Consider the following 25,134-nt stretch of genomic DNA (forward strand, 5'->3'; position numbering starts at 1 on the left):
CCCGGGCGGGCCGCGCTGTCACGGCGCTCCGCTTCAGGATCAGACAAGAGCGAGGCATCAATGAGCTGGCTGCAGAGACTGACCCCGCCGGGCGTCCAGAAAATGTTCGACAAGCGCGACACGCCGGAAAATCTCTGGGTGAAATGCCCGCTGTCGGGCGAGATGGTGTTCACCAAGGATCTCGAAGCGGGCCTGCATGTCACGCCCGCCGGCCATCACATGCGCATCGGCCCGGCCCTGCGCTTCAAATACACGTTTGACGGCGCCTGGGCCGATATCGCCCTGCCCGACGTGCCCCGCGACCCGCTCAAATTCCGCGATGACAAGCCCTATACCAGCCGCCTGACCGCCGCGCGCAAGAAGACCGGTCGCGATGACGCCATGGCCATCGGCGTGGGCTCGATCCGCGGCGTGGAAACTACCGTGCTGGTGCAGGATTTCGCCTTCATGGGCGGCTCGCTGGGCATGGGCGCGGGCGAGGCCTTCATCCGCGCCTGCGAAACCGCCGTCGCCCGGCGCACGCCGCTGGTGGTGTTCACCGCCGCGGGGGGCGCCCGCATGCAGGAGGGCTGCCTCTCCCTGATGCAGATGCCGCGCACCACGCTGGGCGTGGAAATGCTGAAAGACGCGCGCCTGCCCTATATCGTCGTGCTCACCGACCCCACCACGGGCGGGGTGACGGCCAGCTACGCCATGCTGGGCGATGTCCATATCGCCGAACCGGGCGCCCTCATCGGCTTCGCCGGCCAGCGCGTGATCGAACAAACCATCCGCGAAAAACTCCCCGAAGGCTTCCAGCGCTCCGAATACCTCCTGGCCAAAGGCATGGTGGACAAGGTCGTCCCCCGCAAGGACCTGCCCAAAACGCTGGGCAATCTGTTGCGCGTGCTGCTCAAGCGGCCTGCGGCGTCGAATTTACCGGCGAAGGTGGAGGCGTAGGGGGGGTAGGGGAGGTAAATCACCCGCTCCTTGCTTTCCCGGGCGGCGCAGCCGACCCGGGACCCATCCACCGATGCTTTCCGCTGTCACGGCGGGTCAACTGTGTCGGGATGGGTCCCGGATAACCGCTTCGCGGTTTCCGGGAAAACACGGGGGGGGGCGCGGTGAGCCCCGCCGTCAGGTCACCTCAACCCTGGAAAACTCTCCACCGCCTGCACCCGCAGATCAGGGAAGCTTGTCACGTACTGGATGGTGAAGTCGGGGAAGCTGTCCACCTCGCGCCAGCGGCCGCACGCGTCAGGGAAGCTGTCCACCCATTGCACGCGCAGGTCCGGGAAGCTGGTGACCATCTGGACGCGGATATCGGGAAAGCTCGTGACCACTTTCACCCGGCCCTGCAGCGCCTGGCCGTTATAGGTGCAGTCCGGGGCGAGGTCCGCCCCGTGTCCGTGGGTGTTCGCAGACGCCAGCGCCAGCGCCGCCAGCGTGTTGAGGCCGCCCATGAGCATCCCCGCCTCCTTTGTCGCGAATGACGGGGGAAGGCTGGCGGGGCGGGGATGAATGAGGGGTGAATTGATAGCTGTTTTCCCGGGCGCCCCGGCCGTGAGGCGGGGCGAACCGGGACCCATCCACCCTACCTCTCCACCGCATAAGCGGTTCAAAAATTGGGGGATAGGTCCCGGATAACCGCTTCGCGGTTTCCGGGAGAACAGGGGTTGGGTGGAGGATGAGACCCCCCTCACCCCCGCTTCGGCGGCAGGGGCACAAACGCCGACACCCGCGCCACATACGCCTCGTATCCGGGGCGCGATTTCTTCAGGCCGCGCTCCAGGAGAGGCGCGCCGGACCAGCGCATCAGGGTCCAGGTGACGAACAGCGGGCCGATCACGGCGAACAGGCCGGGCGTGGTTTCCGCTGCGATGAGCCAGATGCCCCACCAGGCGCAGGCCTCACCGAAATAATTGGGATGGCGGCTCCAGCCCCACACGCCGGTATCGAGCACCTTGCCCTTTTTGGCCGGGTCGGCCTTGAAGCGGGTGAGCTGGATGTCGGCGATGGTCTCATACCCGATGCCGAACACGGCGAGCGCCATGCCGATGAAGGCGAGGGCGCCGAAGGCCGCAGGCTGGGCCGCGACCTGGCCCAGCTGCACGGGCAGGCTGGCGATGAACAGGAGGCCCGCCTGCGGCCCGAACACGAACAGGGCGGTGGTCTTGCCAAAGCCCCAGCCGCGTTTCTCCTCGGCATGGCGCACCAGCGCGGCGTAGCGCTTGTCAGCGCCCTCATGGCGCCAGCGCCAGAACAGATACCCGCCCAGGCGCAAGCCCCAGACCAATGCGAGGCCGGTGATCACCAGCTGGCGAGTTTCCCAGCCATCGGCCATCACAAAGCTCGTCACCGCCATCAGCGTGATGCCCAGCGCCCAGAACGCATCCACGAAGCTGGGGTCGCGCGTGCGCTGGGCGGCGAGCCAGAGCGCGGCGAACAGAACGATCACGATGGCGGCGTTGGCGGCCAGCAAGGCAAAGGCGGACATGGCGGCTCCGGGTCAGGCGGTGAGTGTCGGGTGGAGCCTAGCGGGGCGGGGCGGCGATGTCGCGGGGGGAAGTGGTGAGGGGTGGTGCTGCGCGGATTTCTTGTTTTCCCGGAATGGGCGCAGCCCATGTCCGGGACCCAGCCCGATCGTATGCCAGGAACTCCCCTCAACCCCATGAAAGCGCATTGTCGCAAGCGCTCCGGCGGGTCAAGGCCGCCCCGGATTTAATCCGGGGCGCCGCATGCGGTGACCGAGCGAAGCTCGGTCAGCCTTGACGCGCCGGAGACGCCTTGCGGGAGACTCGGCATGGGGTTTGGGGGGCGTGTGTGGATTAACTTATCCTTGAACGCGGCAGCACCAATCCCCTACCTCACCAGCCACCGCCACCCGCCCATGCCGGCGAGCATGGCGATGAGGAAGATATACACCTCGCCCATCCCGAGCGCCGCCGCGGACAAGGCCGGGCCGGGGCAGAAGCCGGCGAGCCCCCAGCCTGCGCCGAACAGGGCTGCGCCGCCGATCAGGCGCGGGTCCAGCTGCCGGGCGGTGGGCAGGGAGAAGCTGCCGGCGAACAGCGGCTTGCCGCGCGGCAGGATGAGGCGGTAGCCGATGGCGGTCACCCCCATGGCGCCGCCCATGACGAAGGCCAGAGACGGGTCCCATGTTCCGGCCACATCCAGGAAGTTGAGCACCTTGGCCGGGTTGATCATGTCGGAGATGACCAGGCCCAGCCCGAACAGCAGGCCGGCCCCCAGCGCAGCCAGCGGCAGGGCCAGAGCGGCGGACGGGGCGGGCGCGGAGGGCGCGGGGCGGGTGGTGTGTGTGTCGGTCATGGCGGGCCTCATGCGATCAGATGGCGGGTGATGAAGACGGTGACGGCGCCCGCGGCCATGAACACGGCCACGGAGACCAGGCTGCGCGGGGAGAACAGGCTGAGCCCGCACACGCCGTGGCCCGAGGTGCAGCCCGATCCCATCTGCGTGCCCACGCCCACCAGCAAGCCGGCGGCGATCAGGGTCAGGGGGCCCGCCTCGATGGTCACAGCCACCGGTCCGGCGGCGAGCATCACGATCAGCGGCGCGGCGATCAGGCCGGCCACAAAGGCCAGGCGCCAGAGCCGGTCGGGCACAGACGGGCCGATCAGCCCGCCGGCAATGCCGGAAATCCCGGCAATGCGGCCGTTGGCGGCCATCAGCCAGATGGCCGACAGGCCGATCAGCGCGCCGCCGATCAGGGCGGAGACCGGGGTGAAGGGGGTGACAGCGTCCATGGGCAATCCTTTCCTGGAGCGGGACCGTGTTGCGTCAGGGGGCGGAGCGGATGAGACATCCCGCCACGCTGCGCCCTCTTGATTATCAGTTTTGATAAATGATATATATGAAGACGAAACGCAAGGGGCTTCGCAGATGCGAGGCCGGAGCACGAAGAGGCTGACATGGACCGAGCCCAGACACTGACCCCGCACGAGGCGGCGCCGGACGCGGCCCCATCTCCCGGAATCGACATTGCGCAATTGCGCATGCGCGCCGGAGAGGTGAGCGGGCTCTTGAAGCTGCTGGCCAATCCCGGCCGCCTGCTGATCGCCTGCGAGCTTATGGATGGCGAGCGCAATGTCAGCCAGATCGAGCAGCGCACCGGCGTGCGCCAGCCCAATCTGTCGCGCGATCTGGCCCGCCTGCGCGCCGCCGGCCTCGTGGCGACGCGCCGCGACGGCAAGGCGGTGCATTACCGCCTGAAGGATTCGCGCATCGCGCTCCTGATGCCCGCCCTGTGCGCGGCCTTTGCCTCTGATTTGAAGACACCCTCCCCCCACCAAAAGGACCTCTGATCATGACCCAGAAACCGGACGTCAAAGCTTTCTTCGACCCGGCCACCAACACGGTGAGCTATGTGGTCTCCGACCCGCAGACCAGGCAGGCCGCCATCGTGGACTCCGTGCTCGACTATGACCCCAAATCGGGGCGCACCTCGAAGGCCAGCGCCGACGCCGTTATCGCCTATGTGCGCGAGCAGGGCTTCTCGGTGCAGTGGATCCTGGAGACCCATGTCCACGCCGACCACCTCTCCGCCGCGCCGTATCTGAAGGAAATCGTCGGCGGGACGCTGGCCATCGGCTCCAATATCCGCACCGTGCAGGACGTGTTCGGCAAGGTGTTCAACGCCGGAACCGAGTTTGCGCGCGACGGCTCACAGTTCGACCGCCTGTTCGAGGATGGCGAGTCCTTCCAGCTCGGCTCCATCGAGGCCCATGCCATCCACACGCCCGGCCACACGCCCGCCTGCATGACCTATGTAATCGGCGATGCGGGCTTTGTGGGCGACACGCTGTTCATGCCGGACTATGGCACCGCGCGCTGCGACTTCCCCGGCGGCGACGCCCATGTGCTCTACCGGTCGATCCGGAAAATCTACGCCCTGCCTGACGAGACGCGCCTCTTCCTGTGCCACGACTACCTGCCTGAGGGGCGCGAGGATTACCGCTGGGAAACCACAGTCGGCGCCCAGAAGGCGGGCAATATCCATGTGCATGAAGGTGTCAGCGAAGAGGCGTTCGTGAAGATGCGCACGACGCGCGACGCCACCCTGGCCATGCCGGTGCTGATCCTGCCCTCGGTGCAGGTCAATATGCGCGCCGGCCACTTCCCGCCGGCGGACGATAACGGCCTTACCTATCTGAAAATCCCGGTGGATGCGCTCTGACCGCACGCGGCGGGCCGGGGCGCAGCGCGCGGCCCGTCCCGCCGGACGCCCCAAAGGTGGCGAAGGCCTTCAGTAAATCTCCGGCGCGATGCAGCCATCGCCCTGGAAGCGGAAATCCACCACGCGGCGGTCAGGGGCGATTACGAAGCGGGTTTCGCACTGGACAGTCCATTCGCGCGGCGGCTCGTAGACCGTCTCGGTGTATTGCTCGATACGCTCACGCACGCGGCCTTCGGAGTCGCGATAGGTGACGCGCCGCTCGCGCGGGATGGAGCGGTAGCCGCCCGACTGATAGCGCTGTTCGCGCGACAGATAGGTCCACACTTCCGACCCGTCCGACAGCCGGTCGCGCGAGCGCGGCGAGCCGTATTCCAGGACCAGCGTGTCGGAATGGGCGCCCAGAAACTGCTCGGTCTGCTGGCGGTAGCCTTCCGAGGTTGCGCAGCCTGCCAGCGCCAGCGCGCTCGCCGCGAGGATCAGAATGTGACGCATGGGACCTCTCCTGAAGGCTATGGACTATGTTATCGCCATCATGAGCCTAGACAGCAAGGCTGAACCCAAGCTGACTGGCGCCCGGCCCTGTCAGGAGACACACATTGACCGTCGATCCCGTGCGCCACGCCCGCCATATCCTGCTCAAAGACATCGGCGGGCCCGGCCAGCAGCGCCTGTCGCGTGCGCGGGTCGTGATCATCGGCGCAGGCGGGCTGGGCGCGCCAGCGGCGCTGTATCTGGCCGCAGCAGGCGTGGGCGCCATCCGCATCGCCGAGCCCGATGTGGTGAGCCTCGATAATCTCCAGCGCCAGATCCTCTACCGCACGCAAGATGTGGGGCGGCCCAAGGCCGAGCGCGCCGCTGAGGCGCTGACCGCCCTGGACCCGTCGCTGGACATTGAGGCGCGCGTCCTCGCCGCCGATGACGCCTCTCTGCCCGGCCTGCTGGATGGCGCTGATCTGGTGCTGGACGGGTGCGATGATTTCGCCACGCGCTTTGCCGTGAACCGCGCCGCCCTGGCCGCGCGCATCCCGCTGGTGTCTGGCGCGGTGGGGCGCTGGGACGGGCAGGTTGGCGTGTTTGCACCGCATCTGGGGCCGGATGCGCCGTGCTATCAATGCTGGGTTCCGGACATTCCGCCCGATGCCGAAACCTGCGCTGAGACCGGGATTGTCGGGGCGCTGACGGGCGTTATCGGGTCGCTGATGGCGCTGGAAGCCATCAAGCTGATCACCGGCGCGGGGGAGGCGCTGGTGGGGCGGCTGGTGATTTATGACGGCCTGTCAGGCCGGGCGCGGACGGTGCGGGTGCAACGCGATCCGGGCTGCAAGGCGTGCGGGACGGGGTGAGGGGGCTGCTCCTGTTCGCTGCAATCCTGTTTTCCCGGGCGGCGCAGCCGACCCGGGACCCATCCCCACAGGATTGAGCCGCCTCGACAAGGGGAGATGATCGGTGGATGGGTCCCGGCGCTCCCTGCGGTCGGCCGGGAAAACAAACGTATTGGTTTCCCGGCCTGCCAGGAGCGAGCCTAAACCAGCTCCAGCACCCGTTCCGGCGGGCGGCCGATGACGGCGCGGCCGCCATCGATCACCACCGGGCGCTCGATGAGTTTGGGGTGGGCGGCCATGGCGGCGATCAGCGCAGATTCACGGGTATTGCGCGACAGGCCCGCGTCTTTGTACTCGGGCTCGCAGGTGCGGATGAGGTCATGGGCGGACGCCAGCCCCAGCGCGGCGATGACGGAGTCCAGTTCCGCCGCGGTGGGCGGCCGGTCGAGATAGAGGCGCACGTCCGGCTCAATGCGGTTTTCACGCAGGATCGCCAGCGCCTGACGCGATTTCGAGCAGCGCGGATTGTGCCAGATTTCCATGGGTTATCAGCCTTTCTCGCCGAGTTGCGCCGCAGCCAGCGTCGCGCGGGCGGCGTCCAGATGCAGGCGCTCGGCCATCACGCCATCCACCGCGATAGCGCCGCGCCCGGCATGCGCCGGATCGTCAAAGGCGGCGATGATGGCGCGCGCGTGCGCGATTTCAACTTCGCCGGGCCTAAACGCTGCGTGGCACGGATCGATCTGGGCGGGATGGATCAGCGTCTTGCCGTCAAAACCCAGCAAGCGCGCTTCTTGCGCCTCCGCGGTGAAACCCGCCGCGTCGGTATGGGCGTTGTACACCCCGTCCAGCACGGCCAGGCCCGCCGCCCGCGCCGCCAGCACCAGCCGGGCCAGATACGGCGTCAGGCCGGCGCGCCGGTGCGGTCCCGGCGGCAGGCGCAGGCCTTCGGCCAGATCATTGCCGCCCGCCACCAGCACCGCCACGCCCAGCGCCTGCGCCAGGCCCGGCGCTGTGGCCAATTGCTCGGCCAGGAACACGCCGCGCGGGGTTTCAATCATCAGCCAGAGCGGGCCGGACCAGCCGGCGGATGTCAGGCCTGAACGCAGACCGGCCAGCGCGCCGGTGTCTTCGGCCTTGGCCACCAGCACGGCGTCAGGCTGGCCTGCGCCTACGCAGGGCAGATCGCTGAGCGTCTCCGTTTCGCCCGGCGCGTGGATGCGCAGCACGCCATAGCGCCCGGCTTCACGAAACGCGGCGAGGGCGTCCGGCGCGGCCGCGCGGGCGGCGGCCTTGCGATCGGGCGCCACGGCGTCTTCCAGATCGAGAATCAGGGCGTCGGCGTTCAGCTCCGCGGCTTTCGCGATGGCGCGCGGACGGTCGCCGGGCGTGTACAGCGCCGAGCGCAATGGCCGCGGATGAAGAACGGATGATCGCTCGCCAGTCATGGCTCCAAGCCTTACAAGACACAGATGACCCGCGCCAGCCGCCCGCCTCAGCCCGCCCCCGCCCGTCACGGCACCGGCCCGGTGATCGTGATCAGCTCCCAGCTGGCCGGCAGCCAGGTGGGCGGGACGCTGAGCGTGCGGGTGCTGCATGGGGCGGGGATCGAGACCTGCCTGGCGCCCACGGTCAATTTTGGCCGTCATCCCGGACTGGGCCCCACGGGCGGCGGCGCGTTGGTCGATGGTGATTTCGCCAGCCTGCTCGACGCCCTGGCCGCCACCGGGGCGCCGGGCGCAGCCCGCGCCATCCTGACCGGCTATATGGCCAGCGCGGGACAGGTGGAGGCGGCGGCGCGCTTCATCGCGGCGGCGCGGTCGGCGAACCCCGGCCTTCTGGTCATGGTGGACCCGATTCTGGGCGACGGCGCCCCGGACGGAGGCGATGGCGGGCTGTATGTGCCGCGCGCCACGGCCATGGGAATCGCCACGCGCCTGATTCCGCTGGCCGACGTGATCACGCCCAATCTGTTCGAACTCGCCTGGCTCGCCGGGCGATCCATCACCACCATGCAGGACGCCGAGGCGGCCGCGCGCGGGCTGGCGCCGGCGGCCCTGGTCACCTCGGCGCCCGCCGGACAAGACCGGCTGGGCGTGCTGGTGCTGGATGGCGGCCAGCCTCCGGCGAGCTTCGAGACGGCGCGTCTGGGCGGGGGTGCGCGCACACCGAACGGCACGGGCGATCTGTTCGCGGCGAGTGCGCTGGCGGCGCGCCTGTCCGGCGCCCGCTGGGCGCAGGCCGCCCGTGACGCCGCCGGGCGGGTCAGCCATGTGCTGAGCCGAACCGCGACGGGCGCGACGGCGCTGGCGATTTCGCAGGGCAGTTTGACAGGCGCGGCTCCCTTCATGCCCGCGCCCGCCGTGCAGACCGGTCGCGCGGGGGCACGCAGGCCCGCCTGGGCCATGGGGCTGGATGGTTGCCCGGGCGGCTGGATCGCGGTGATGGTCGATCTCAACGCAATCAAGCCGCCACGGGTGGAGATTTTCGCCCATTTCGCCGAGGCGCTGGCCACCGACGCCCAGATCATCGCCGTGGACATGCCTATCGGTCTTCCTGAACGGCCCGATCCTGTGGGTCCGGGCGGGCGCGCCTGCGAGCGGGCGGCCAAGGCGATGCTGGGCGCGCGGCGCAGCGCCATCTTTCCAACGCCCCTGCGCGCGGCGTTTGACGGGCGCACCCGCGCCGAGGCCGATGCCCTGAGCCGCGCCGCCGGGGGCAAGGGCGTGGCCGCCCAGTCCTTCGCCCTGTTCAGAAAGATTCTCGAGATCGACGCGGCGATGACGCCGATGCTGGACGGGTGCGTGTTCGAGACCCATCCCGAGACCATCATCGCCGCCCTCACCGGTGCGCCGGCCGCCCACAACAAGAAGACATCTGAAGGCCGGGCGGAGCGGCTGACGCTGCTGGCAGCCCACGGCTTGGCGGAGGCGCTGTTCGAACCGCATCCGTTCAAGAGAGGCGTGGCTTTGCCCGATGACCTCATCGACGCTGGACTGTGCCTCCTCACGGCACAGCGCATTGCGGCGGGGACGGCGCTGTGCCTGCCGGACGACCCGCCGCGCGACGGGCGGGGTCTGCGCATGGCGATCTGGGCGTAAGAGCGCTTGCACACCTGCTTGCGCTGGGCGCGCGGGCGCGCTAGCCCGGCCCCATGAGCATCGACATCCATGGCGCGCTGGCGCCCGGCTTCGAGCCGGTGCGTGAAGCCTTCGAAGGGAATTTCGCCGAACGCGGCGAGCTGGGCGCGGCGTTTGCGCTGATCCGCGATGGCGAGGTGCTGTGCGACCTCCGTGCCGGCTGGGCCGACCGGGCGCGCACAAGGGCGTGGGGCGAAGACACGCTGGTCCCGGTGTTCTCCAGCGGCAAGGCGGTGACGGCGCTGGTCATGGCCTGGCTCGCCGATCAGGGCCGGCTTGAGTATGACGCGCCGGTGAGCGCGCTGTGGCCGGAGTTCGCCGCGCATGGCAAAGGCGATGTGACCATTGCGCAGGCCCTGTCCCATCAGGCCGGCGTACCGGGGCCTGTGTCGGGGATCGAGCCCGCTGACTGGTTTGACCGGGACAAAATGGAAGCCCATTTCGCCGCCATGGCGCCGATGTGGACGCCCGGAGACGGGTCCGGCTACCACCCGCTGAGCTTTGGCGTGATCGCCGACGCCCTCGCCCGGCGGGCCGATGTGAAACATCGTTCCGTGGGCGGAATCCTGCGCGAGGAGATCGCGGGTCCGCGCGGGATTGACTGCCATATCGGCCTGCCGGACGCCGAGCACGCCCGCGCCGCCGAGCATGTCCTGCCGCCGCGCGCACCGGATCTCGGGACCATCACGCCGGAGACGAAAGCCGCCTTCCTCAATCCCGGCTCTTCCCCGGGGCGCAAGGGCGCCGCGGCCTGGCGCAGCGCCGAGCTGCCCGCGGCCAACGCCCACGCAACCGCCCCGGCGCTGGCGCGGCTCATGGCGCCGTTTGCCTGTGACGGCCGGCTGGATGGCGAGGCGTTTCTAGGGCGCGACACGCTCGCCGCCGCCCTGAAGCCCCGCACCGCGGGACCCGACCGGGTGCTGCCCTTTGATCTGAGCTTCGCCGCCGGCGTCATGATCAACCGCGACAACGGCGCGTTTGGGCCGGAACCGCGCACAGTGGGCCATTACGGCTTTGGCGGCAGCTGCGTGTTCGCCGATCCGGTGCGCGGCCTGTCTGGCGCCTATGTGATGAACCGGCAGATGGACGTTCTGGTCGGCGACGCCCGCGCCCAGGCGCTGATCGAAGCAGTGTATCGCTGCCTTTGACGCCGCTTGTGAGCCTGCCTTTGACCACACTGCCTCCATAGCGTCCGCCTGCTCCCGGGCCCCGACGCTAGCCCAGCCCGAGGGCGGACGAGGCGCTGCGCGCGCCGGGGCGTGACACCGCTTCGGTGGCGGCGCGCACCCGGCGGGCGCTGAGCGCTTCGGCCACATGGATGCGGCGCACAGCGTCCGCCCCGTCGAGATCGGCGATGGTGCGCGCCACGCGCAAGATGCGGTGATAGGCTCGCGCCGTGAGGCCCATGGCCTCGGCCGCCCGCGCCAGCAGATCGCGCCCGGCCGCATCGGGCGCTGTGGCGCTGTCCAGCCGGTCGCCCGACAGGCGGGCATTGAGCCCGCCGCGTGCGGTCTGGGCGGCGCGGGCCCGGGCCACCCGGGCCGCAGCCTCCGCCGTGCCCTCGGGCGCCGGCGGCAAGGCGAGGTCGGCGGGCGTGACGGGGGGCACGTCGATCTGAAGATCGATGCGGTCCATCATCGGTCCCGACACCCGCGCCTGATAGCTGTCCACGCAGCGCGGACCGCGCCCGCAGGCCTGGCCATTCTGCCCGGCCCAGCCGCAGCGGCAGGGATTCATCGCGGCGATGAGCTGGAACCGGGCGGGGAAGGTGACGCGCTGATTGGCGCGGGCCACGGCGATCTCTCCGGTCTCCAGCGGCTGGCGCAGGCTGTCGAGGACCTGGGGGTGGAATTCGGGCAGCTCGTCGAGGAAGAGCACGCCATGATGGGCCAGCGAGGCCTCGCCCGGCTTGATGCGCGAGCCGCCGCCCACCATGGCGGCCATGGAGGCCGAATGATGCGGCGCCCGGAACGGCCGCGTGCGCGAGAGCCGTCCCCGCTCTACCAGACCGGCGACGGACTGGATCATGGACACTTCAAGGAGCTCGCGCGCATCCAGCGGCGGCAACAGGCCCGGCGCGCGCGCCGCCAGCATGGATTTGCCTGCGCCGGGCGGGCCGATCATGAGGAGGTTATGCCCGCCCGCCGCCGCGATCTCCAATGCCCGCTTGGCGGTTTCCTGTCCGCGCACATCGCGCAGGTCCGGGACCGGGCCGCCCTCGATGAGATCGCCGGGCGCAGGCCTCGCGATCACCTGCCCGCCCTTGAAATGATTGACCAGCTGAATGAGCGAGGCCGGCGCCAGGATCGCCAGATCGCCCCCCGCCCAGGCCGCTTCCGGCCCGCAGGCTTCCGGGCAGATGAAGGCCAGATCCATCTCGCTGGCCAGCATGGCCGCCGGCAAGGCGCCGGGACAGGGCGCGATGGAGCCGTCGAGCCCCAGCTCCCCCATCACCAGATGTCCCTCCAGCACGTCGCGGGGCAGCACGCCTACGGCGGCCATCAGCCCCATGGCGATGGGCAGATCGTAATGGGCGCCCTCCTTGGGCCGGTCCGCCGGGGCGAGATTGACGATGAGGCGCTTGTGCGGCAGGGCCAGCCCGATGGCGGCGAAGGCGGCGCGGATGCGCTCGCGGCTTTCAGCCACCGCCTTGTCGCCGAGCCCCACAACGGAAAAATTCGCCTGCCCGCCCGCAATCTGCACCTGCACATCCACAGGACGGGCGACCGCGCCCTCAAACGCCGCTGAATAGGTCTTGAAACTCATGACGCACCTGCCTCCAGCCATCTGCGCAAGGGCAGATATCCACAGCCCGCCCGACGAAGGGCGATCAAAGCAGGAACATTATTGGAACAAGAGCGGCGCGCCGTCAACCATCAGGCGTAAGTTTCCTAACGATCATCCTGTGGGGCGATCTGCGGATCGTCCGGAACCGGCTCGCCGCGGGCGACGGCGTCGCACAACTCTGCGCGCCGCTCTCCGCGCGGGGGCAGATCGGGCGCCTCGCCGCCCGTGCGCACCAGCACCACCACGCGCTCCACACCATTGACCAAGGCGGCATGCTGGGCGGCGCGCGCGCGCTCATTGGCGTCGCGGGCGAAGCCCAGCAGGTAAACCACGCCGCTATGGGTCTCGATATTATAGTTCACCGAACGCACCGAGCGGTCGCCGGCCAGCCTCGCGCGCACGCGCTGGGTGATCCAGACATCGCCAGCGCCGTCGCGCATGCCGCGTCGGTCGCCCACCTCGATATGATTGGCGACGCTGCGCACGGCGGGCGCCGACCAGGCGAGACATTCAGCATACTGACGGTCGATATCGCGTGGCGCCGTGCCGACCAGAAGGGCGACGCCTTCGGTGATCTCCACATCCACCCCGGACAGATCAAAGCCTTCGGCGCGCAGCATGGCCGCCTTGACCGAGATGGAAGCGTTGGTGTCGTCGATCTGGCGCCCGACGGCGCGCTGGTCCTGGGTGGCGGCGCAGGCCGGCAGAGCGACAAGGCAGGCGGCGAAGACACAAAGCTGGCGAAGCGTCATGGTGATCAGACCTTTTCGGGGGCATGGCGCACGCCCCCCGCCAAGGACCTTGCCGCAGGTTTCGCCAAAAACCCGTTAACGCCCTGTTGACCATGCGCCCTCTCACAGCAAATTGCGCAGGCCCGGCGCGTCCGCGTCGAACGCCCCGGCCTGCCGGACCGGCCAGCGCCAGGGCGTGATGACGATGAGATCATGGCGCGGCTGCAGATGCGCCAGATCGGCGCGGCGGCCCTGCCAGAGCGAACCGGCGCGGATCAGGCGGATGCGCTGGCGCGGGCTGACAGCTTCCAGACCGGCTTCCAGGCTGGCGCGCTCCTTGACCTCGATGAAGGCGAGCACCTCCCCGCGCCGCGCCACCAGATCGAGCTCGCCCGCCGCCGTGCGTGCGCGGCGATCGAGAATGCGCCAGCCGGACAGCTGCAGCCACAGCGCGGCCACCGCCTCGGCCCGGCGGCCCCGGCGCTCGGCGGCGCGGCGGCGGGTACGGCTCAAAACCCGCCCTCCCCGCGCGCGAACGGTTGCCCCGCCCGCGCCGCGCGGGTAGTTTCGAGCCGCGAGGGGCGCGCCGTCAGGCGGGCGGACAGACAGGACGGATCAAGCATCATGACAGCGCCAGTTTCCATCACAGCGCGCCTGCGGCCAAGCCTTGCCGGCGCGCTGGTCACGATCGCCGCGCTCGCGCTGTCGGCCTGCGGCGCCACCACGCCCTCCAGCCAGATCCCCACCGGGCCGTCGCGCCCGGTGGTCGGCGATCCGCCCGAACCGGCGACGGCCGCGGCGGATATGAGCCAGCGCGTCTATACGCCCGCGCATTTGGCCGGCCGCGAACGCGAGCTGGTGCGGGTCGGCCTGCTTCTGCCCTTCGGGGCGCGCAATGCCGGCGCCCGCGCCGAGGCGTCCCACCTCCTGCGCGCCGCCGAGCTCGCCCTGTTCGATCAGGGCGACGCCACCATGTTGCTGCTGCCCAAGGATACCGGCGGCACGGCGGAAGGCGGGCGCGAGGCGGCGGAATCGGCCGTGGCGGACGGCGCGGACCTGATCATCGGACCCCTGTTCAGCGCCGCCGCAGACGCGGTGGGCGAGATCGCCCGCGCGGCGCGCATCCCGGTCATCGCGTTTTCCACCGACGCCGCGGTCGCCGGGGACGGGCTCTATCTGTTGAGCTTCCCGCCCGAGGAAGAAGTGCGCCGCGTGACGGAATATGCGCTCGATCAGGGCGCCACGCGCTTTGCCGCCATCACGCCGGACAGCGCCTATGGCCAGCTGGCGCGCGACACCTATGCGGCGACCCTTGGCGCGCGGCTGGGGTTTGATCCGCTGCCCGAAGTCTCGTCTGTGCAATTGCCCGTGCCGGACGGCGCGCCCGAAGGAACGGCGCCGCGCACGGTAGAGCGCAGCTTCCGCACCGGTCTGGTGGGCAGCGAGACCTATGACGGCGGCGTGGATTCCATGACCCAGGCGGCGCGGCGCCTGGCGCGCCTTGGGGTGGAAACACTTGACCCGCGCGAGGCGGCGACCATGAACGGCGCCAACTGGCAGCCCTCGCCGGGCTCGCCTTTCCAGGTGGTGCTGCTGCCCGAAGGCGGCGACCGGCTGCGCATGCTGGCGCCGGTTCTGTTGTATGAAGATATCGACCCGCTGCTGGTGAAATTCATCGGCACCGGCCTGTGGCGTGACGGCAGCCTGGCGCGCGAGCCCGCGCTGGCCCATGGCTGGTTCGCCAGCGCGGAGCCGGGCGCCCGGGGACGCTTCGAACAGGCCTATGAGGGCGTCTACCGCGACTCGCCCTCGCGCCTGGCGGGTCTGGCCTATGACGCGGTGGCGCTGGCCGCGATGCTGGCGCGCGAGCCGGGACGCGGCGATGCGCAGCGCTTCATCGAGCAGCCGGGCGGGTTTTTTGGCGTGGACGGGCTGTTCCGCTTCCGCCCCGACGGCACGATCGAGCGGGCGCTGTCGGTTTACACCATCCAGAGCGGTCAGTTCCGGGTGATCTCGCCCGCGCCGGACCAGTTCGATGATGCGCCCCCGCCGCGCCGGATGGACCGCACCGGACCGAGCTGATCAGGCGCACTGAGGGCCTGGAGACGCGCCCAGCGCCCAGTCTTCGCGCACATCCGGGTCGGGCTCTGACGCAGCGCGTTCGTCGCGTTCGGCCTCGAACCGGGCCGGGTCCAGCCTTGCCAGCGCCCACACCGCCGCCCCGCGCACCAGCGCGCTGTCATCCTCAAGCCGCTCCACCGCCGCCCGGGCCAGATCGCGCGCGCCGGAATTGCCCAGCGCGTAGAGCACATTACGCACAAAGCGATCCCGCCCGATCCGCTTGACCGGCGAGGCTGTGAACAGGGCGCGAAACGCCGCGTCATCCAGTTGGCTCAGCCCGGCCAGCGTCAGTCCCGTCAGGCTGTCGCGCGGATGGAAGGCGATCTCGGCGCTGGCCTGCGCGAACTTGTTCCACGGGCACACCGCCAGGCAGTCATCACAGCCATAGATACGATTGCCCATGAGGGGCCGCAGATCGCGCGCCACCGGGCCCTTGTGCTCGATGGTGAGGTAGGAGATGCAGCGCCGGGCATCGATCTGATAGGGCGCGGGGAAGGCGTGGGTGGGGCAGATATCGAGGCAGGCCCGGCACGACCCGCAATGATCGGCCTCGGGCGCGTCGGGCGCCAGATCGGCCTCGGTCAACATGACGCCGAGAAACAGCCAGGAGCCGAAACTCCGGCTGACCAGATTGGTGTGCTTGCCCTGCCAACCCAGCCCCGACCGCCCGGCCAGCGGCTTTTCCATCAGCGGCGCGGTGTCGACAAACACTTTCACGGCTGAGCCGGTCTCGGCGTGGAAGGCGCGCGCCAGCGCCTTGAGGCGCTTTTTCATGACATCATGATAATCGCGGTTCTGGGCATAGACCGAGATCGCCGGTTCGCGGGTGCGGGCGAGCGCCTCGAGCGGATCGCTGTCCGGGCCGTAATCGAGCCCCACCACCACCGATGATTTCGCCCCGGGCCACATGGCGGTGGGGTGGACGCGCCGCTCCAGCGTCTCTTCCATCCAGTCCATGGTGCCGTGCCGGTCCGCCTCGACAAAGGCGCGCAAATGGTCGCCGGCATCCCACGGCTCGTCCGCCCGCGCGATATGGGCGGTGGAGAAGCCGGCCTCCAGCGCGAGGGCGCGGGCGCGGGCGGCGAGGGATTGAGGGTCAGCGGTCATGGGCGTCACTGAAATCAACCCGATCTGTCTTCCCGGGCGAGCGGAGCGAGACCCGGGATCCATCCCCCGAAACGCTCCGCCGCCGGAGCGGTGGAGATGCGCCGGGATGGCTCCCGGATATGGGCTGCGCCCATTCCGGGAAAACAAGGGGACGGGTCAGAAATCCAGATCCTGATAGCCGTCCAAGGGCGGCAGGCCGGGCAGGCGGTCGGCCAGGATGGCGCGGAAGGAGGGGCGGCATTTGATGCGCTGATACCACGCCTTGGCCGCCGGGTGCGACTCCCAGGACGCCTCGCCAATATAATCCACGCACGACAGATGCGCCGCCGCCGCGATATCGGCCAGCGAAAAGCGCGGCCCCGCCAGCCCCTCGCGCGCGTCCAGCAGGGCGTCGATATGGGCCAGATGCCAGCGCAACGCCTCGCGCCCGGCGCGGATATTCACCGGCTCCGGCGGCCCCAGCCCCTGCAGGCGCTTCTCGATCTTCTCGTGGAGCAGGAAGGCGTTCACTTCGGAATCAAAAATCGTGTCGAACCAGTCCATCAGCCGGCGCGCCTCGGCCCGCTCGACGGGACCGCCCGGCAGAAGCGCCGGGTCGGGGCTGACTTCTTCGAGATATTCCAGGATCGGGCGGGCGCCGCAGGCGATTACGCGCACGCCTTTGTCGTCCGCCAGCTCCAGCACGGGCGGCAGGCCGGACGGATTGCGCGAGGCCAGCGGCCCGTCCGGGTCCCAGGGCGAGGCGTCCATCAGGTCAAAGGCGATTGATTTTTCCGCCAGCGCCAGACGCACCTGGCGCGAGCCGGGATCGAGCGCGAAATGATAGAGGCGCAGCCGTCCGGTCACGACGCCCCCAACACATCCTGCATGGAATAGAGCCCGGCGGGGCGGCCGCGCAGCCAGAGGGCGGCGGTCACGGCGCCGCGCGCGAAGATGAAACGGTCAAAGGCCCGGTGGCTCACGCTGATCTCCTCGAACGCGGCCAGAAAGCGCGCCTCATGCTCGCCCACCACGCCGCCGCCGCGCACGGCGCTGAACCCGATCTGGCCGGCGGGACGCACGCCGCCTGTACGCGGCCGGCTGAAGGCGGCCGCTGCATCGAACTCCACGCCCCGGGCGCGCGCCGCCGCGCGTCCCAGCGACAGGGCGGTGCCCGACGGGGCGTCGGGTTTGGACCGGTGATGGGTCTCGGCAATTTCCAGATCGAACTCGCCCTCGGGCAAGAGCCGCGCCGCCTGCGCCACCAGGCGCTCCAGCACGGCCACGCCCAGGGAGAAATTACTCGCCTGCAGCACCGGGATCGAGCGCGCTGCGGCTTCGACGGCCTGTTGCTGCTCGCCTGAAAGCCCCGTGACGCCGGTGACCAGGCCCGGCCCGCCGGCGGCGGCGAGGCGTTCAGCCATGGCGGCGGTGAAGGCGGGCTGGCTGGAATCGATCACCATATCGGCGCCGGCGCAGGCCGCTTCCAGCGACACGCCGGCTTCCAGCCCGATATAGCCGCGCCCGGCGATCTCGCCGGCGTCCGCGCCGAGGTGAACGGAATCGGCGCTGACCAGTGCACCGGTCAGCGCGGTATCGAGGCGGCGCAGCAGCTCATGGGCGATGGTCCGGCCCAGCCGGCCCGACACCCCGGCGACGCAGACTTTCAATGGCGTATCAGACATGGCGGCCCTCTTTGGTCCAGAGCGCGTTCATGCGCCGATACGGTGAAGAAACCGTATCCCGTCCGGCCTCACGTGCTGCCTCACGCCCCCGGGCGCGGCCCGTCCGGGTGATCGTCGCCGCGCACTTCGTCCCAGAAGCGGCGGACCTTGCGGAAGAAGCCGTCGCTTTCGGGATTGCAGCCTTCGCCGGAAATGTCGCAGAACTCCCGCAGGATTTCCTTCTGGCGTTCGGTGAGCTTGCGCGGGGTCTCGACAAACACTTCCACATACATGTCGCCGCGCGCGCCGCCGCCATTGAGGCGCACCATGCCCTTCTGTTTCAGGCGCATGCGCTCGCCGGTCTGGGCGCCTTCGGGAATTTTGATCTGCACCTTGCCGCCATCAATGGTGGGCGCATCGATCGTGCCGCCCAGCGCCGCCGTGACCATGGGCACAGCCGCGCGGCAATAGAGATTGGGTCCGTCGCGCTCGAAAATATCGTGGGGGCGCACCGAGACGAAGATGTAGAGATCGCCGCGCGGCCCGCCCTGGGATCCCGCCTCGCCCTCGCCGGACAGGCGGATGCGCATGCCGTCCTCCACGCCCGCCGGGATCTGGACGCGCAGATCGCGCATCTGGCGCACGCGGCCCGCGCCGTCGCAGGCCTGGCAGGGCGATTCCACATAGGCGCCGCGCCCGCCGCAGGTGGGGCAGGTCTGCTCCATGGTGAAGAAGCCCTGGGTGCGCCGGATACGGCCCGTGCCGGAGCAGGTCTCGCAATTGGTGACGCCGGTGCCGGGCTCGGCGCCCGATCCCTCGCAGCGCTCGCAGGTCACGGTGGTGGGCACGCGGATCATGGCGTCCTTGCCGTGGAAGGAGTCCTCCAGCGTGATTTCCATGTCATAGCGCAGGTCCGAGCCGCGCGCGGGACCGCCGCGCCGCGCCCCGCCACCGCCGCCGCGGCGGCCCATGCCGAAGGCGTCGCCGAACACCTGCTCGAAGATATCGGCAAAATCCGCCGCCGACCCGGCGCCGGCGCCGAAGGGCCCGCGTCCGCCGCCGCCATTCTGGAAGGCGGCATGGCCCATGCGGTCATAGGCGGCGCGCTTGTCGGCGTCGGACAGGACGGCATAGGCCTCGCCGACTTCCTTGAACTTGGCTTCGGCCTCGGGATTGCCGGGGTTCTGGTCGGGGTGATGCTGCATGGCCAGCTTGCGATAGGCGCTCTTGATCGCCTTGGCATCGGCATCCCGGGCCACGCCCAGAACCTCGTAATAATCACGCTTGCTCATAAATCCGTCCGCTCAAACCGGCGACTGAAAGGGTGCGGCCCCGCCCCAGAAGGGACGGGGCCGCGTTCCTCGGCTCGATACCGCGCTTACGCGCTCTTCTTTTCGTCGTCGTCCTTGACCTCGGTGAACTCGGCGTCGACCACGCCGTCTTCGGTCTTGGACGGGCCGCCGCCGTCACTGTCATCGCCGGCGCCCGGCTGCTGGGCGGCGTACATGGCCTCGCCCAGCTTCATGGCGGCCTGCATCAGGGCCTGGGTCTTCTGCTGGATGGCTTCCACGTCCTCGCCATCCTTGACGCTTTCCAGATCGGTCAGGGCGGTTTCAATCGCGCCCTTGTCCTCGGCCGAGACCTTGTCGCCGAACTCCTCGACCTGCTTGCGGGTCTGGTGGGCGAGGGCCTCGGCATTGTTGCGGGCGTCGACCAGCGCACGGCGCTTCTTGTCGGCGTCGGCATTGGCCTCGGCGTCTTTCACCATCTTCTCGATATCGGCGTCCGACAGACCGCCCGAAGCCTGGATGCGGATCGCATGCTCCTTGCCGGTGGCCTGGTCGCGCGCCGACACGTTCACGATGCCGTTGGCGTCGATGTCGAACGTGACCTCGATCTGCGGCATGCCGCGCGGGGCGGGCGGGATGCCCACCAGATCGAACTGGCCCAGGAGCTTGTTGTCCGCCGCCATTTCCCGCTCGCCCTGGAACACGCGGATGGTCACCGCAGTCTGGTTGTCATCGGCGGTGGAGAAGGTCTGGCCCTTCTTGGTCGGGATGGTGGTGTTGCGGTCGATGAGGCGGGTGAACACACCGCCCAGCGTCTCGATGCCCAGCGAGAGCGGGGTCACGTCGAGCAGCAGCACGTCCTTCACATCACCCTGCAGCACGCCGGCCTGGATGGCCGCGCCCATGGCGACCACCTCGTCCGGGTTCACGCCCTTGTGCGGCTCCTTGCCGAAGAAGGCTTTCACCGCCTCCTGCACCTTGGGCATGCGGGTCATGCCGCCGACCAGCACAACTTCGTCGATCTGGCTCGGCGACAGGCCGGCGTCTTTCAGCGCGGCCTTGCACGGGTCGATGGTGCGCTTGATCAGGTCTTCGACCAGGCTTTCCAGCTTGGCGCGCGACAGCTTCATGGTCAGGTGTTTGGGGCCCGACGCGTCGGCGGTGATGAAGGGCAGGTTGACCTCGTAGGACGTGGCGCTCGACAGCTCCTTCTTGGCCTTTTCGGCCTCTTCCTTCAGGCGCTGCAGGGCCAGCTTGTCCTTGCGCAGATCAATGCCGTTGTCCTTTTTGAACTCGTCGGCGAGATAATCCACGATGCGCAGGTCAAAGTCTTCGCCGCCCAGGAAGGTGTCGCCATTGGTGGCCTTCACCTCGAACACGCCGTCGCCAATCTCCAGGATTGACACATCGAACGTGCCGCCGCCCAGATCATAGACCGCGATGGTCTTGTTCACGTCCTTGTCCAGGCCATAGGCCAGCGCAGCGGCTGTGGGCTCGTTGATGATGCGCAGGACTTCAAGGCCGGCGATCTTGCCCGCGTCCTTGGTGGCCTGGCGCTGGGCGTCGTTGAAATAGGCGGGCACCGTGATGACGGCTTTTTCGACCTTCTCGCCCAGATAGCTCTCGGCGGTCTCTTTCATCTTCTGCAGGATGAAGGCGGAGACTTCGGACGGGGAATAATTCTTGTCGCGGCCCTTCACCCAGGCGTCGCCATTGGAGCCCTCCACGATCGCGTAGGGCACCATGTCCTTGTCCTTCTTGACCATGGGGTCGGCCATATTGCGCCCGATCAGGCGCTTGATGGCGAAGAAGGTGTGATCAGGGTTGGTCACGGCCTGGCGCTTGGCGGGCTGGCCGATCAGGCGCTCGCCATCCTCGCTGAAGGCCACCACGGACGGGGTGGTGCGCATGCCCTCGGCGTTCTCGATCACCTTGGCCTGTCCGCCCTCCATGACCGCCACACAGGAATTGGTGGTGCCGAGGTCAATGCCGATTACCTTGCTCATCGCGTGCGTATCTCCTGATTGTTGCGGCGGGGTGGCGCCGGTTACGAGAGCCCGAAGCGCTCTCGGCCGGCCGGGAGCCACCCCCCGGTTGGGCTCGCGTTTGGTGTTACAGCGCCTGAGCTCACAGTGGTGTGATACCCATGCGCGTCATGCGGCGATTTAGGGAGGCGCGGCGGTGGGCGCAAGGGCGCAGGCGTGATTCGGCGTCGCCAGCACACAGGCGCGCTTGCCGCAGGGCGCGCGGCGGGCGAGCATGCCGACTGTCCTCCAGACACCGCGCTGATCGGAACGTCATGGTTTCCGCCACCACGCCCCGCCCCCGCCAGCCCTTCACCGCGCCAGAGGGCTTTCGCGTCCTGCCCGGCTGGTTCAGCCCGGACGCCCAGCGTGCTTTGATCGACGCCGTAGGCGCCATCGAGGCGCAGGCCCCCTTCTACCAGCCGTGCATGCCGCGCACCGGCGCGCCTTTGAGCGTGACCATGACCAATTGCGGGCCGCTGGGCTGGGTGACCGACAAGGATCGCGGTTATCGCTATGAGCCGGCCCATCCGGTGACGGGCCGGCCCTGGCCGGCGATGCCCGAGGCTTTGCTGGCGCTGTGGGAGGCGGTGTCGGGCTGGCCGCAGCCGCCGCAGGCCTGCCTGATCAATTTCTATCGCGAGACGAGCCGCATGGGTCTGCATGTGGACGCCGATGAATCGGCGCGCGACGCGCCGGTGGTCTCGGTCTCTCTGGGCGATCCCGCCCGCTTCCGGATCGGCGGGCCACAGCGCGGGGATCCCTCGGGATCGTTGAAGCTTGGTTCAGGCGATGTGGTGGTGCTCAGCGGTCCGGCGCGGCGCTGTTTTCATGGCGTGGACCGCATTTATCCCGGCGCCTCGCGCCTGCTGCCCGACGCCTGGCGGCCGGGGCGGATCAATCTCACCCTGCGCCGCGTGAATTGAGGCCCGGGGAACCGATCGCCTGTGGAAACATTGAATAGGCTGATCTCGTTCAGCCTCAATTCAGCCTTCCGAGTGCTACAGTGTGAGACACAGGCCGGGCGCATCCGGTCGAGCCAGACAACCATTCAATGGAAAGGGTCCACATCATGATCCGCACATTTGCTCTCGCCGTCATCGCCCCCTTCGCCCTCGCCGCCTGCGCCACCACGTCCCCGGCTGTGGGCGGCGCAGCGGCCGGCGCCGCGGCCGGCGCCGTCGGCGGCGCCATCATCGGCAATAACACCGGCAGCGGCGACGCGCGCACCGGCGCCATCATCGGCGGCATTGGCGGCGCTTTGGCCGGCGCAGCCATCGCCTGCAACCGCGCGGGCGGCTGCCGTCACAACCCGAACAATAACCGCCATTCCGAGCTGTATTACGACCAGTATTCGGGCCGCTACTGGTACGAAGACTACGAGACCGGCGCGACCTACTGGCAGAACGGCGAGCCGCGCACCGCGCCGCGCCGCCGCTAGGCTTTAGGGTCAGGCTGAACAGGAAAGGGCGGCCCATCCGGGCCGCCCTTTTTATTGCAACCGGTATGGGCCGGCCTATTCGGTCAGCGTGTATTCTGCCAGCTCGCAGATATCGACGCCGAAATCTTCCACGACATCGCCATCTTCAAAGACGAAGCGGAAATCGTAGACGCACTGGTCGCTGCCATCGGCGATGGTCACGCTGGCGCTCTCGCCGGCGCCCAGGACGCCGTTGCCGAGCAGGTCGCCGCCCCACTCATTGTCATTGGCGGGCGAGGTGTAGAACTCGGTGACCACATACGATGTCTCGTTGTGGAGCGCGTAGTTGATGTCCTCGGCATAGGCGGGCGCGAGAACGAGGCAGGCAGATGCGAACACGCCGGCAGCGATGCGGGTGAACATGGGGATAATCTCCTGAAAACCGCACGCGCGATAAGCCGCGGGGCGGCGCGTGAATCCTTACGCCCGGCGGGTCATTCCGGCAATCGGTATTGACGCGCGGACAGGGCCCGGACGCAGGATTTCAGGCCTCGACGTCCAGACCGCTGCCCGGCTTTGCGGCGCCGTTATTGGCTTGCGGCTTGGCCGCCGCGCTGTCGGGCCCCGCGCCGTCAGCCGGGCCTGCGCTGACCACCACCATGGCGGCGCGCAAGGTGCGCTCGCCGATCACGTAGCCCGGCTGCATCACATGAGCGATTGAGCCCTTGGGCTGGGGGGCGGGGACTTGTGCGGCGGCCTGATGGCGGTTGGGGTCGAGCGGATCGCCGGGCGCGGGCGACAGCTTCTTCACTCCGTGACGCTCCAGCGTGGCGGCCAGGCGGCGTTCGGTCAGCTCCACGCCTTCCAGGAGATTGGCCAGCGCCGGCCCGGCCGAGGCGCGCGCCTCGTCGCTGACGGCGGCCAGCGCACGGGCCAGGTTGTCGGCCACGTCCAGCATGTCGCGCGCAAAGCCGGTGACGGCATAGTCGCGCGCATCCTTCACATCGCGCTGGGCGCGCTTGCGGGTATTTTCCTGTTCGGCCAGGGCGCGCAGGAGCTGATCGCGCAGGCCCTCGATCACCGCTTCGGGCGATATCTGGGCGTCCGCTTCGGTGCGGGACTCATCAGCCTCGGCCTGAGCCGCGTCAAATTCGGCCTGCGCGGCCTCATTGAGGCGCGCGTCGTCGTCGGAATGGGTCTGGTCTTTATCGGTCATGGGTCAGGTCTTCACGTCAGCTTGGATCAAGGTCAAGGTTTCGCCTCAGCGCGCGCCGAGCAGCCGGCCGACCACCTGGGCGGTGTAGTCGACCAGCGGAATCACCCGCGCGTAATTGAGCCGGGTGGGGCCGATGACGCCGATGGCGCCAATGATGCGGTTATCGCTGTTGCGGTAGGGCGAGACGATCACGCTGGAGCCGGACAGAGAGAACAGCGGGTTCTCCGAGCCGATGAACAGGCGCACCCCCTGGCCGGCGCGGGCCTCGTCCAGCAGGGCCAGAAGGCCTTCCTTGCGCTCGATATCATCAAACAGCATGCGGATGCGTTCGATATCCTCCACCGCCTGGACCGATTCCAGCAGGCGCGCCTGGCCGCGCACGATGAGCTGGCGGGTCTCCGGCCCGGTCCAGTCGGCCACACCCTGACGCACCAGCTCGGACGCGGCCTCATCCAGCTGGGCGCGGCGTTCGGCGATTTCGGTCTGGATCTCGCTCAGCGCCTGGGCCAGCGTGCGGCCGCGCAGACGCGCCGACAGGAAATTGCCCGCCTCGATCAGCGCCGCCGGCGGCATGCCCACCGGGGCGCGCATCAGCCGGTTCTCCACCGAGCCATTTTCGCTGACCAGCACGGCCAGCACCTCGCCGGGGGAGAGGGCGACGAATTCCACGTGCCGCAGGGCGGCTTCACTGGCCGTGGCCGCCACCAGCCCGGCGCCGCCCGCCAGCCCTGACAACAGGGTGGAGGCTTCGCTGAGCACGTCCTCGGTGCGCCGGCCGACGGCGGCTACCCGGTCGTCAATCTCCTTGCGGTCATCGGAGTCGAGATCGCCGATCTGCAGGAGGCCATCCACGAACAGGCGCAGGCCCGCATGGGTGGGCATGCGCCCGGCCGAGGTGTGAGGCGCCGACAGGAGCCCGGCGCTGGCCAGATCGGCCAGCGTGTTGCGGATCGAGGCCGGCGACAGGTTCAGGGCCGAGCGCTTGGACAAGGTGCGCGAGCCTACCGGCTCCCCGGTGTCCAGATACGCCTCGACCAGCTCGCGGAAAATATCACGCGAGCGGGCGTCGAGCTCGGCCAGAGACGTGGTGTGGGTGGGAGGAAACCCGGTCATGGCTCTCAATTAGGCATGATGGCGGTCAGGCGCAATCGCCTGGAC

Annotated in this window: 27 protein-coding genes; 9 read left to right on the plus strand and 18 right to left on the minus strand. The window is 69.0% G+C overall.

Annotation, left to right across the window (positions count from 1 at the left end):
• Positions 1–60: 60 nt before the first annotated feature.
• Positions 61–939, plus strand: coding sequence for an acetyl-CoA carboxylase, carboxyltransferase subunit beta (accD, locus tag L2D01_00455; GenBank protein ID WBQ10256.1), 879 nt, complete (start codon positions 61–63; stop codon positions 937–939).
• Between the two features lie 182 nt (positions 940–1,121).
• Here the strand turns inward: accD and L2D01_00460 are convergent, their stop codons facing one another.
• The 4 genes from L2D01_00460 to L2D01_00475 form a co-directional block, all read right to left on the minus strand.
• Positions 1,122–1,448 carry a hypothetical protein gene (locus L2D01_00460; protein ID WBQ10257.1) on the minus strand — a complete coding sequence of 109 codons (327 nt, stop codon included), beginning with the start codon at positions 1,446–1,448 and terminating at the stop codon, positions 1,122–1,124.
• Positions 1,449–1,678: 230 nt separating this feature from the next.
• Entirely contained in the window at positions 1,679–2,476 is a 798-nt protein-coding gene (locus L2D01_00465; protein WBQ10258.1) for a DUF1295 domain-containing protein, read from the minus strand.
• Positions 2,477–2,841: 365 nt separating this feature from the next.
• Positions 2,842–3,309, minus strand: a complete 468-nt coding sequence (locus L2D01_00470; GenBank protein ID WBQ10259.1) for a YeeE/YedE family protein — start codon at positions 3,307–3,309, stop codon at positions 2,842–2,844.
• An 8-nt stretch (positions 3,310–3,317) separates the two neighbouring features.
• A complete protein-coding gene (locus L2D01_00475) occupies positions 3,318–3,746 on the minus strand; it encodes a YeeE/YedE family protein (GenBank protein WBQ10260.1) in 429 nt (142 codons plus the stop codon).
• 165 nt (positions 3,747–3,911) lie between these two features.
• Between L2D01_00475 and L2D01_00480 the strand changes: the two genes are divergently transcribed.
• Complete coding sequence (locus L2D01_00480) at positions 3,912–4,304, plus strand: metalloregulator ArsR/SmtB family transcription factor (protein WBQ10261.1); 393 nt, start codon at positions 3,912–3,914, stop codon at positions 4,302–4,304.
• Between the two features lie 2 nt (positions 4,305–4,306).
• Positions 4,307–5,176, plus strand: a complete 870-nt coding sequence (locus L2D01_00485; protein WBQ10262.1) for an MBL fold metallo-hydrolase — start codon at positions 4,307–4,309, stop codon at positions 5,174–5,176.
• 69 nt (positions 5,177–5,245) lie between these two features.
• Here the strand turns inward: L2D01_00485 and L2D01_00490 are convergent, their stop codons facing one another.
• Entirely contained in the window at positions 5,246–5,668 is a 423-nt protein-coding gene (locus tag L2D01_00490) for a hypothetical protein (GenBank protein ID WBQ10263.1), read from the minus strand.
• A 104-nt stretch (positions 5,669–5,772) separates the two neighbouring features.
• On the opposite strand from L2D01_00490, the gene moeB reads away from it, so the two are divergent.
• The gene (gene moeB / locus L2D01_00495) at positions 5,773–6,519 is read left to right on the plus strand and encodes a molybdopterin-synthase adenylyltransferase MoeB (protein ID WBQ10264.1); all 747 of its coding nucleotides are present in this window, start codon (positions 5,773–5,775) and stop codon (positions 6,517–6,519) included.
• A gap of 179 nt (positions 6,520–6,698) precedes the next feature.
• Here the strand turns inward: moeB and arsC are convergent, their stop codons facing one another.
• Positions 6,699–7,040: an arsenate reductase (glutaredoxin) gene (gene arsC, locus L2D01_00500; protein WBQ10265.1), complete on the minus strand. Its 342-nt coding sequence runs from the start codon at positions 7,038–7,040 to the stop codon at positions 6,699–6,701.
• Positions 7,041–7,046: 6 nt separating this feature from the next.
• Complete coding sequence (locus L2D01_00505; protein WBQ10266.1) at positions 7,047–7,946, minus strand: CoA ester lyase; 900 nt, start codon at positions 7,944–7,946, stop codon at positions 7,047–7,049.
• A gap of 24 nt (positions 7,947–7,970) precedes the next feature.
• On the opposite strand from L2D01_00505, the gene L2D01_00510 reads away from it, so the two are divergent.
• Together L2D01_00510 and L2D01_00515 are read left to right on the plus strand one after the other, a co-directional pair.
• Entirely contained in the window at positions 7,971–9,599 is a 1,629-nt protein-coding gene (locus L2D01_00510) for a PfkB family carbohydrate kinase (protein WBQ10267.1), read from the plus strand.
• A gap of 53 nt (positions 9,600–9,652) precedes the next feature.
• On the plus strand, positions 9,653–10,786 hold the full coding sequence (locus tag L2D01_00515; GenBank protein ID WBQ10268.1) for a beta-lactamase family protein: 1,134 nt from the start codon (positions 9,653–9,655) through the stop codon (positions 10,784–10,786).
• Between the two features lie 67 nt (positions 10,787–10,853).
• Here the strand turns inward: L2D01_00515 and L2D01_00520 are convergent, their stop codons facing one another.
• From L2D01_00520 to L2D01_00530, 3 genes are all read right to left on the minus strand, one after another.
• Positions 10,854–12,404 (minus strand): YifB family Mg chelatase-like AAA ATPase, encoded by a 1,551-nt coding sequence (locus L2D01_00520; protein WBQ10269.1) that lies wholly within the window; start codon positions 12,402–12,404, stop codon positions 10,854–10,856.
• A 125-nt stretch (positions 12,405–12,529) separates the two neighbouring features.
• Positions 12,530–13,177 (minus strand): BON domain-containing protein, encoded by a 648-nt coding sequence (locus tag L2D01_00525; protein WBQ10270.1) that lies wholly within the window; start codon positions 13,175–13,177, stop codon positions 12,530–12,532.
• Positions 13,178–13,279: 102 nt separating this feature from the next.
• Positions 13,280–13,669 (minus strand): YraN family protein, encoded by a 390-nt coding sequence (locus L2D01_00530; protein WBQ10271.1) that lies wholly within the window; start codon positions 13,667–13,669, stop codon positions 13,280–13,282.
• Positions 13,670–13,780: 111 nt separating this feature from the next.
• Here L2D01_00530 and L2D01_00535 point away from each other — a divergent pair, with 111 nt between their 5' ends.
• A complete protein-coding gene (locus L2D01_00535; GenBank protein ID WBQ10272.1) occupies positions 13,781–15,238 on the plus strand; it encodes a penicillin-binding protein activator in 1,458 nt (485 codons plus the stop codon).
• Here L2D01_00535 and queG read toward each other — a convergent pair whose 3' ends face one another.
• The 5 genes from queG to dnaK form a co-directional block, all read right to left on the minus strand.
• Positions 15,239–16,384: a tRNA epoxyqueuosine(34) reductase QueG gene (gene queG, locus L2D01_00540; GenBank protein ID WBQ10273.1), complete on the minus strand. Its 1,146-nt coding sequence runs from the start codon at positions 16,382–16,384 to the stop codon at positions 15,239–15,241. It lies immediately after the preceding gene.
• Between the two features lie 156 nt (positions 16,385–16,540).
• The gene (locus L2D01_00545) at positions 16,541–17,230 is read right to left on the minus strand and encodes a glutathione S-transferase family protein (GenBank protein ID WBQ10274.1); all 690 of its coding nucleotides are present in this window, start codon (positions 17,228–17,230) and stop codon (positions 16,541–16,543) included.
• Positions 17,227–18,048: a 4-hydroxy-tetrahydrodipicolinate reductase gene (gene dapB, locus L2D01_00550; protein ID WBQ10275.1), complete on the minus strand. Its 822-nt coding sequence runs from the start codon at positions 18,046–18,048 to the stop codon at positions 17,227–17,229. Before dapB ends, L2D01_00545 begins: the two co-directional genes overlap by 4 nt.
• Positions 18,049–18,128: 80 nt before the next feature.
• Positions 18,129–19,319: a molecular chaperone DnaJ gene (dnaJ, locus tag L2D01_00555; GenBank protein WBQ10276.1), complete on the minus strand. Its 1,191-nt coding sequence runs from the start codon at positions 19,317–19,319 to the stop codon at positions 18,129–18,131.
• Between the two features lie 86 nt (positions 19,320–19,405).
• Positions 19,406–21,322 carry a molecular chaperone DnaK gene (dnaK, locus tag L2D01_00560; GenBank protein WBQ10277.1) on the minus strand — a complete coding sequence of 639 codons (1,917 nt, stop codon included), beginning with the start codon at positions 21,320–21,322 and terminating at the stop codon, positions 19,406–19,408.
• A gap of 293 nt (positions 21,323–21,615) precedes the next feature.
• On the opposite strand from dnaK, the gene L2D01_00565 reads away from it, so the two are divergent.
• On the plus strand, positions 21,616–22,266 hold the full coding sequence (locus L2D01_00565) for an alpha-ketoglutarate-dependent dioxygenase AlkB (GenBank protein ID WBQ10278.1): 651 nt from the start codon (positions 21,616–21,618) through the stop codon (positions 22,264–22,266).
• A 146-nt stretch (positions 22,267–22,412) separates the two neighbouring features.
• Positions 22,413–22,781, plus strand: coding sequence for a YMGG-like glycine zipper-containing protein (locus L2D01_00570; GenBank protein ID WBQ10279.1), 369 nt, complete (start codon positions 22,413–22,415; stop codon positions 22,779–22,781).
• A 75-nt stretch (positions 22,782–22,856) separates the two neighbouring features.
• On the opposite strand, the gene L2D01_00575 is transcribed toward L2D01_00570, so the two are convergent.
• From L2D01_00575 to hrcA, 3 genes are all read right to left on the minus strand, one after another.
• Entirely contained in the window at positions 22,857–23,183 is a 327-nt protein-coding gene (locus tag L2D01_00575; protein WBQ10280.1) for a hypothetical protein, read from the minus strand.
• A gap of 121 nt (positions 23,184–23,304) precedes the next feature.
• Entirely contained in the window at positions 23,305–23,976 is a 672-nt protein-coding gene (gene grpE / locus L2D01_00580; protein WBQ10281.1) for a nucleotide exchange factor GrpE, read from the minus strand.
• A gap of 45 nt (positions 23,977–24,021) precedes the next feature.
• Positions 24,022–25,089 carry a heat-inducible transcriptional repressor HrcA gene (gene hrcA, locus L2D01_00585; protein WBQ10282.1) on the minus strand — a complete coding sequence of 356 codons (1,068 nt, stop codon included), beginning with the start codon at positions 25,087–25,089 and terminating at the stop codon, positions 24,022–24,024.
• Positions 25,090–25,134 lie beyond the last annotated feature (45 nt).

The sequence above is a fragment of the Hyphomonadaceae bacterium ML37 genome (assembly GCA_027627685.1).
GTDB lineage: Bacteria > Pseudomonadota > Alphaproteobacteria > Caulobacterales > Maricaulaceae > Oceanicaulis.

Coding starts and splice junctions, on each gene's coding strand:
- L2D01_00480 (WBQ10261.1), top strand. CDS start 3,912: ATGGACCGAGCCCAGACACTGACCCCGCACGAGGCGGCGCCGGACGCG.
- arsC (WBQ10265.1), bottom strand. CDS start 7,040: ATGGAAATCTGGCACAATCCGCGCTGCTCGAAATCGCGTCAGGCGCTG.
- dnaJ (WBQ10276.1), bottom strand. CDS start 19,319: ATGAGCAAGCGTGATTATTACGAGGTTCTGGGCGTGGCCCGGGATGCC.
- L2D01_00470 (WBQ10259.1), bottom strand. CDS start 3,309: ATGACCGACACACACACCACCCGCCCCGCGCCCTCCGCGCCCGCCCCG.
- L2D01_00525 (WBQ10270.1), bottom strand. CDS start 13,177: ATGACGCTTCGCCAGCTTTGTGTCTTCGCCGCCTGCCTTGTCGCTCTG.
- grpE (WBQ10281.1), bottom strand. CDS start 23,976: ATGACCGATAAAGACCAGACCCATTCCGACGACGACGCGCGCCTCAAT.
- L2D01_00565 (WBQ10278.1), top strand. CDS start 21,616: ATGGTTTCCGCCACCACGCCCCGCCCCCGCCAGCCCTTCACCGCGCCA.
- dapB (WBQ10275.1), bottom strand. CDS start 18,048: ATGTCTGATACGCCATTGAAAGTCTGCGTCGCCGGGGTGTCGGGCCGG.
- dnaK (WBQ10277.1), bottom strand. CDS start 21,322: ATGAGCAAGGTAATCGGCATTGACCTCGGCACCACCAATTCCTGTGTG.
- L2D01_00485 (WBQ10262.1), top strand. CDS start 4,307: ATGACCCAGAAACCGGACGTCAAAGCTTTCTTCGACCCGGCCACCAAC.
- hrcA (WBQ10282.1), bottom strand. CDS start 25,089: ATGACCGGGTTTCCTCCCACCCACACCACGTCTCTGGCCGAGCTCGAC.
- L2D01_00520 (WBQ10269.1), bottom strand. CDS start 12,404: ATGAGTTTCAAGACCTATTCAGCGGCGTTTGAGGGCGCGGTCGCCCGT.
- L2D01_00475 (WBQ10260.1), bottom strand. CDS start 3,746: ATGGACGCTGTCACCCCCTTCACCCCGGTCTCCGCCCTGATCGGCGGC.
- L2D01_00510 (WBQ10267.1), top strand. CDS start 7,971: ATGACCCGCGCCAGCCGCCCGCCTCAGCCCGCCCCCGCCCGTCACGGC.
- queG (WBQ10273.1), bottom strand. CDS start 16,384: ATGACCGCTGACCCTCAATCCCTCGCCGCCCGCGCCCGCGCCCTCGCG.
- accD (WBQ10256.1), top strand. CDS start 61: ATGAGCTGGCTGCAGAGACTGACCCCGCCGGGCGTCCAGAAAATGTTC.
- L2D01_00505 (WBQ10266.1), bottom strand. CDS start 7,946: ATGACTGGCGAGCGATCATCCGTTCTTCATCCGCGGCCATTGCGCTCG.
- L2D01_00515 (WBQ10268.1), top strand. CDS start 9,653: ATGAGCATCGACATCCATGGCGCGCTGGCGCCCGGCTTCGAGCCGGTG.
- L2D01_00460 (WBQ10257.1), bottom strand. CDS start 1,448: ATGCTCATGGGCGGCCTCAACACGCTGGCGGCGCTGGCGCTGGCGTCT.
- L2D01_00490 (WBQ10263.1), bottom strand. CDS start 5,668: ATGCGTCACATTCTGATCCTCGCGGCGAGCGCGCTGGCGCTGGCAGGC.
- L2D01_00570 (WBQ10279.1), top strand. CDS start 22,413: ATGATCCGCACATTTGCTCTCGCCGTCATCGCCCCCTTCGCCCTCGCC.
- L2D01_00465 (WBQ10258.1), bottom strand. CDS start 2,476: ATGTCCGCCTTTGCCTTGCTGGCCGCCAACGCCGCCATCGTGATCGTT.
- L2D01_00535 (WBQ10272.1), top strand. CDS start 13,781: ATGACAGCGCCAGTTTCCATCACAGCGCGCCTGCGGCCAAGCCTTGCC.
- L2D01_00575 (WBQ10280.1), bottom strand. CDS start 23,183: ATGTTCACCCGCATCGCTGCCGGCGTGTTCGCATCTGCCTGCCTCGTT.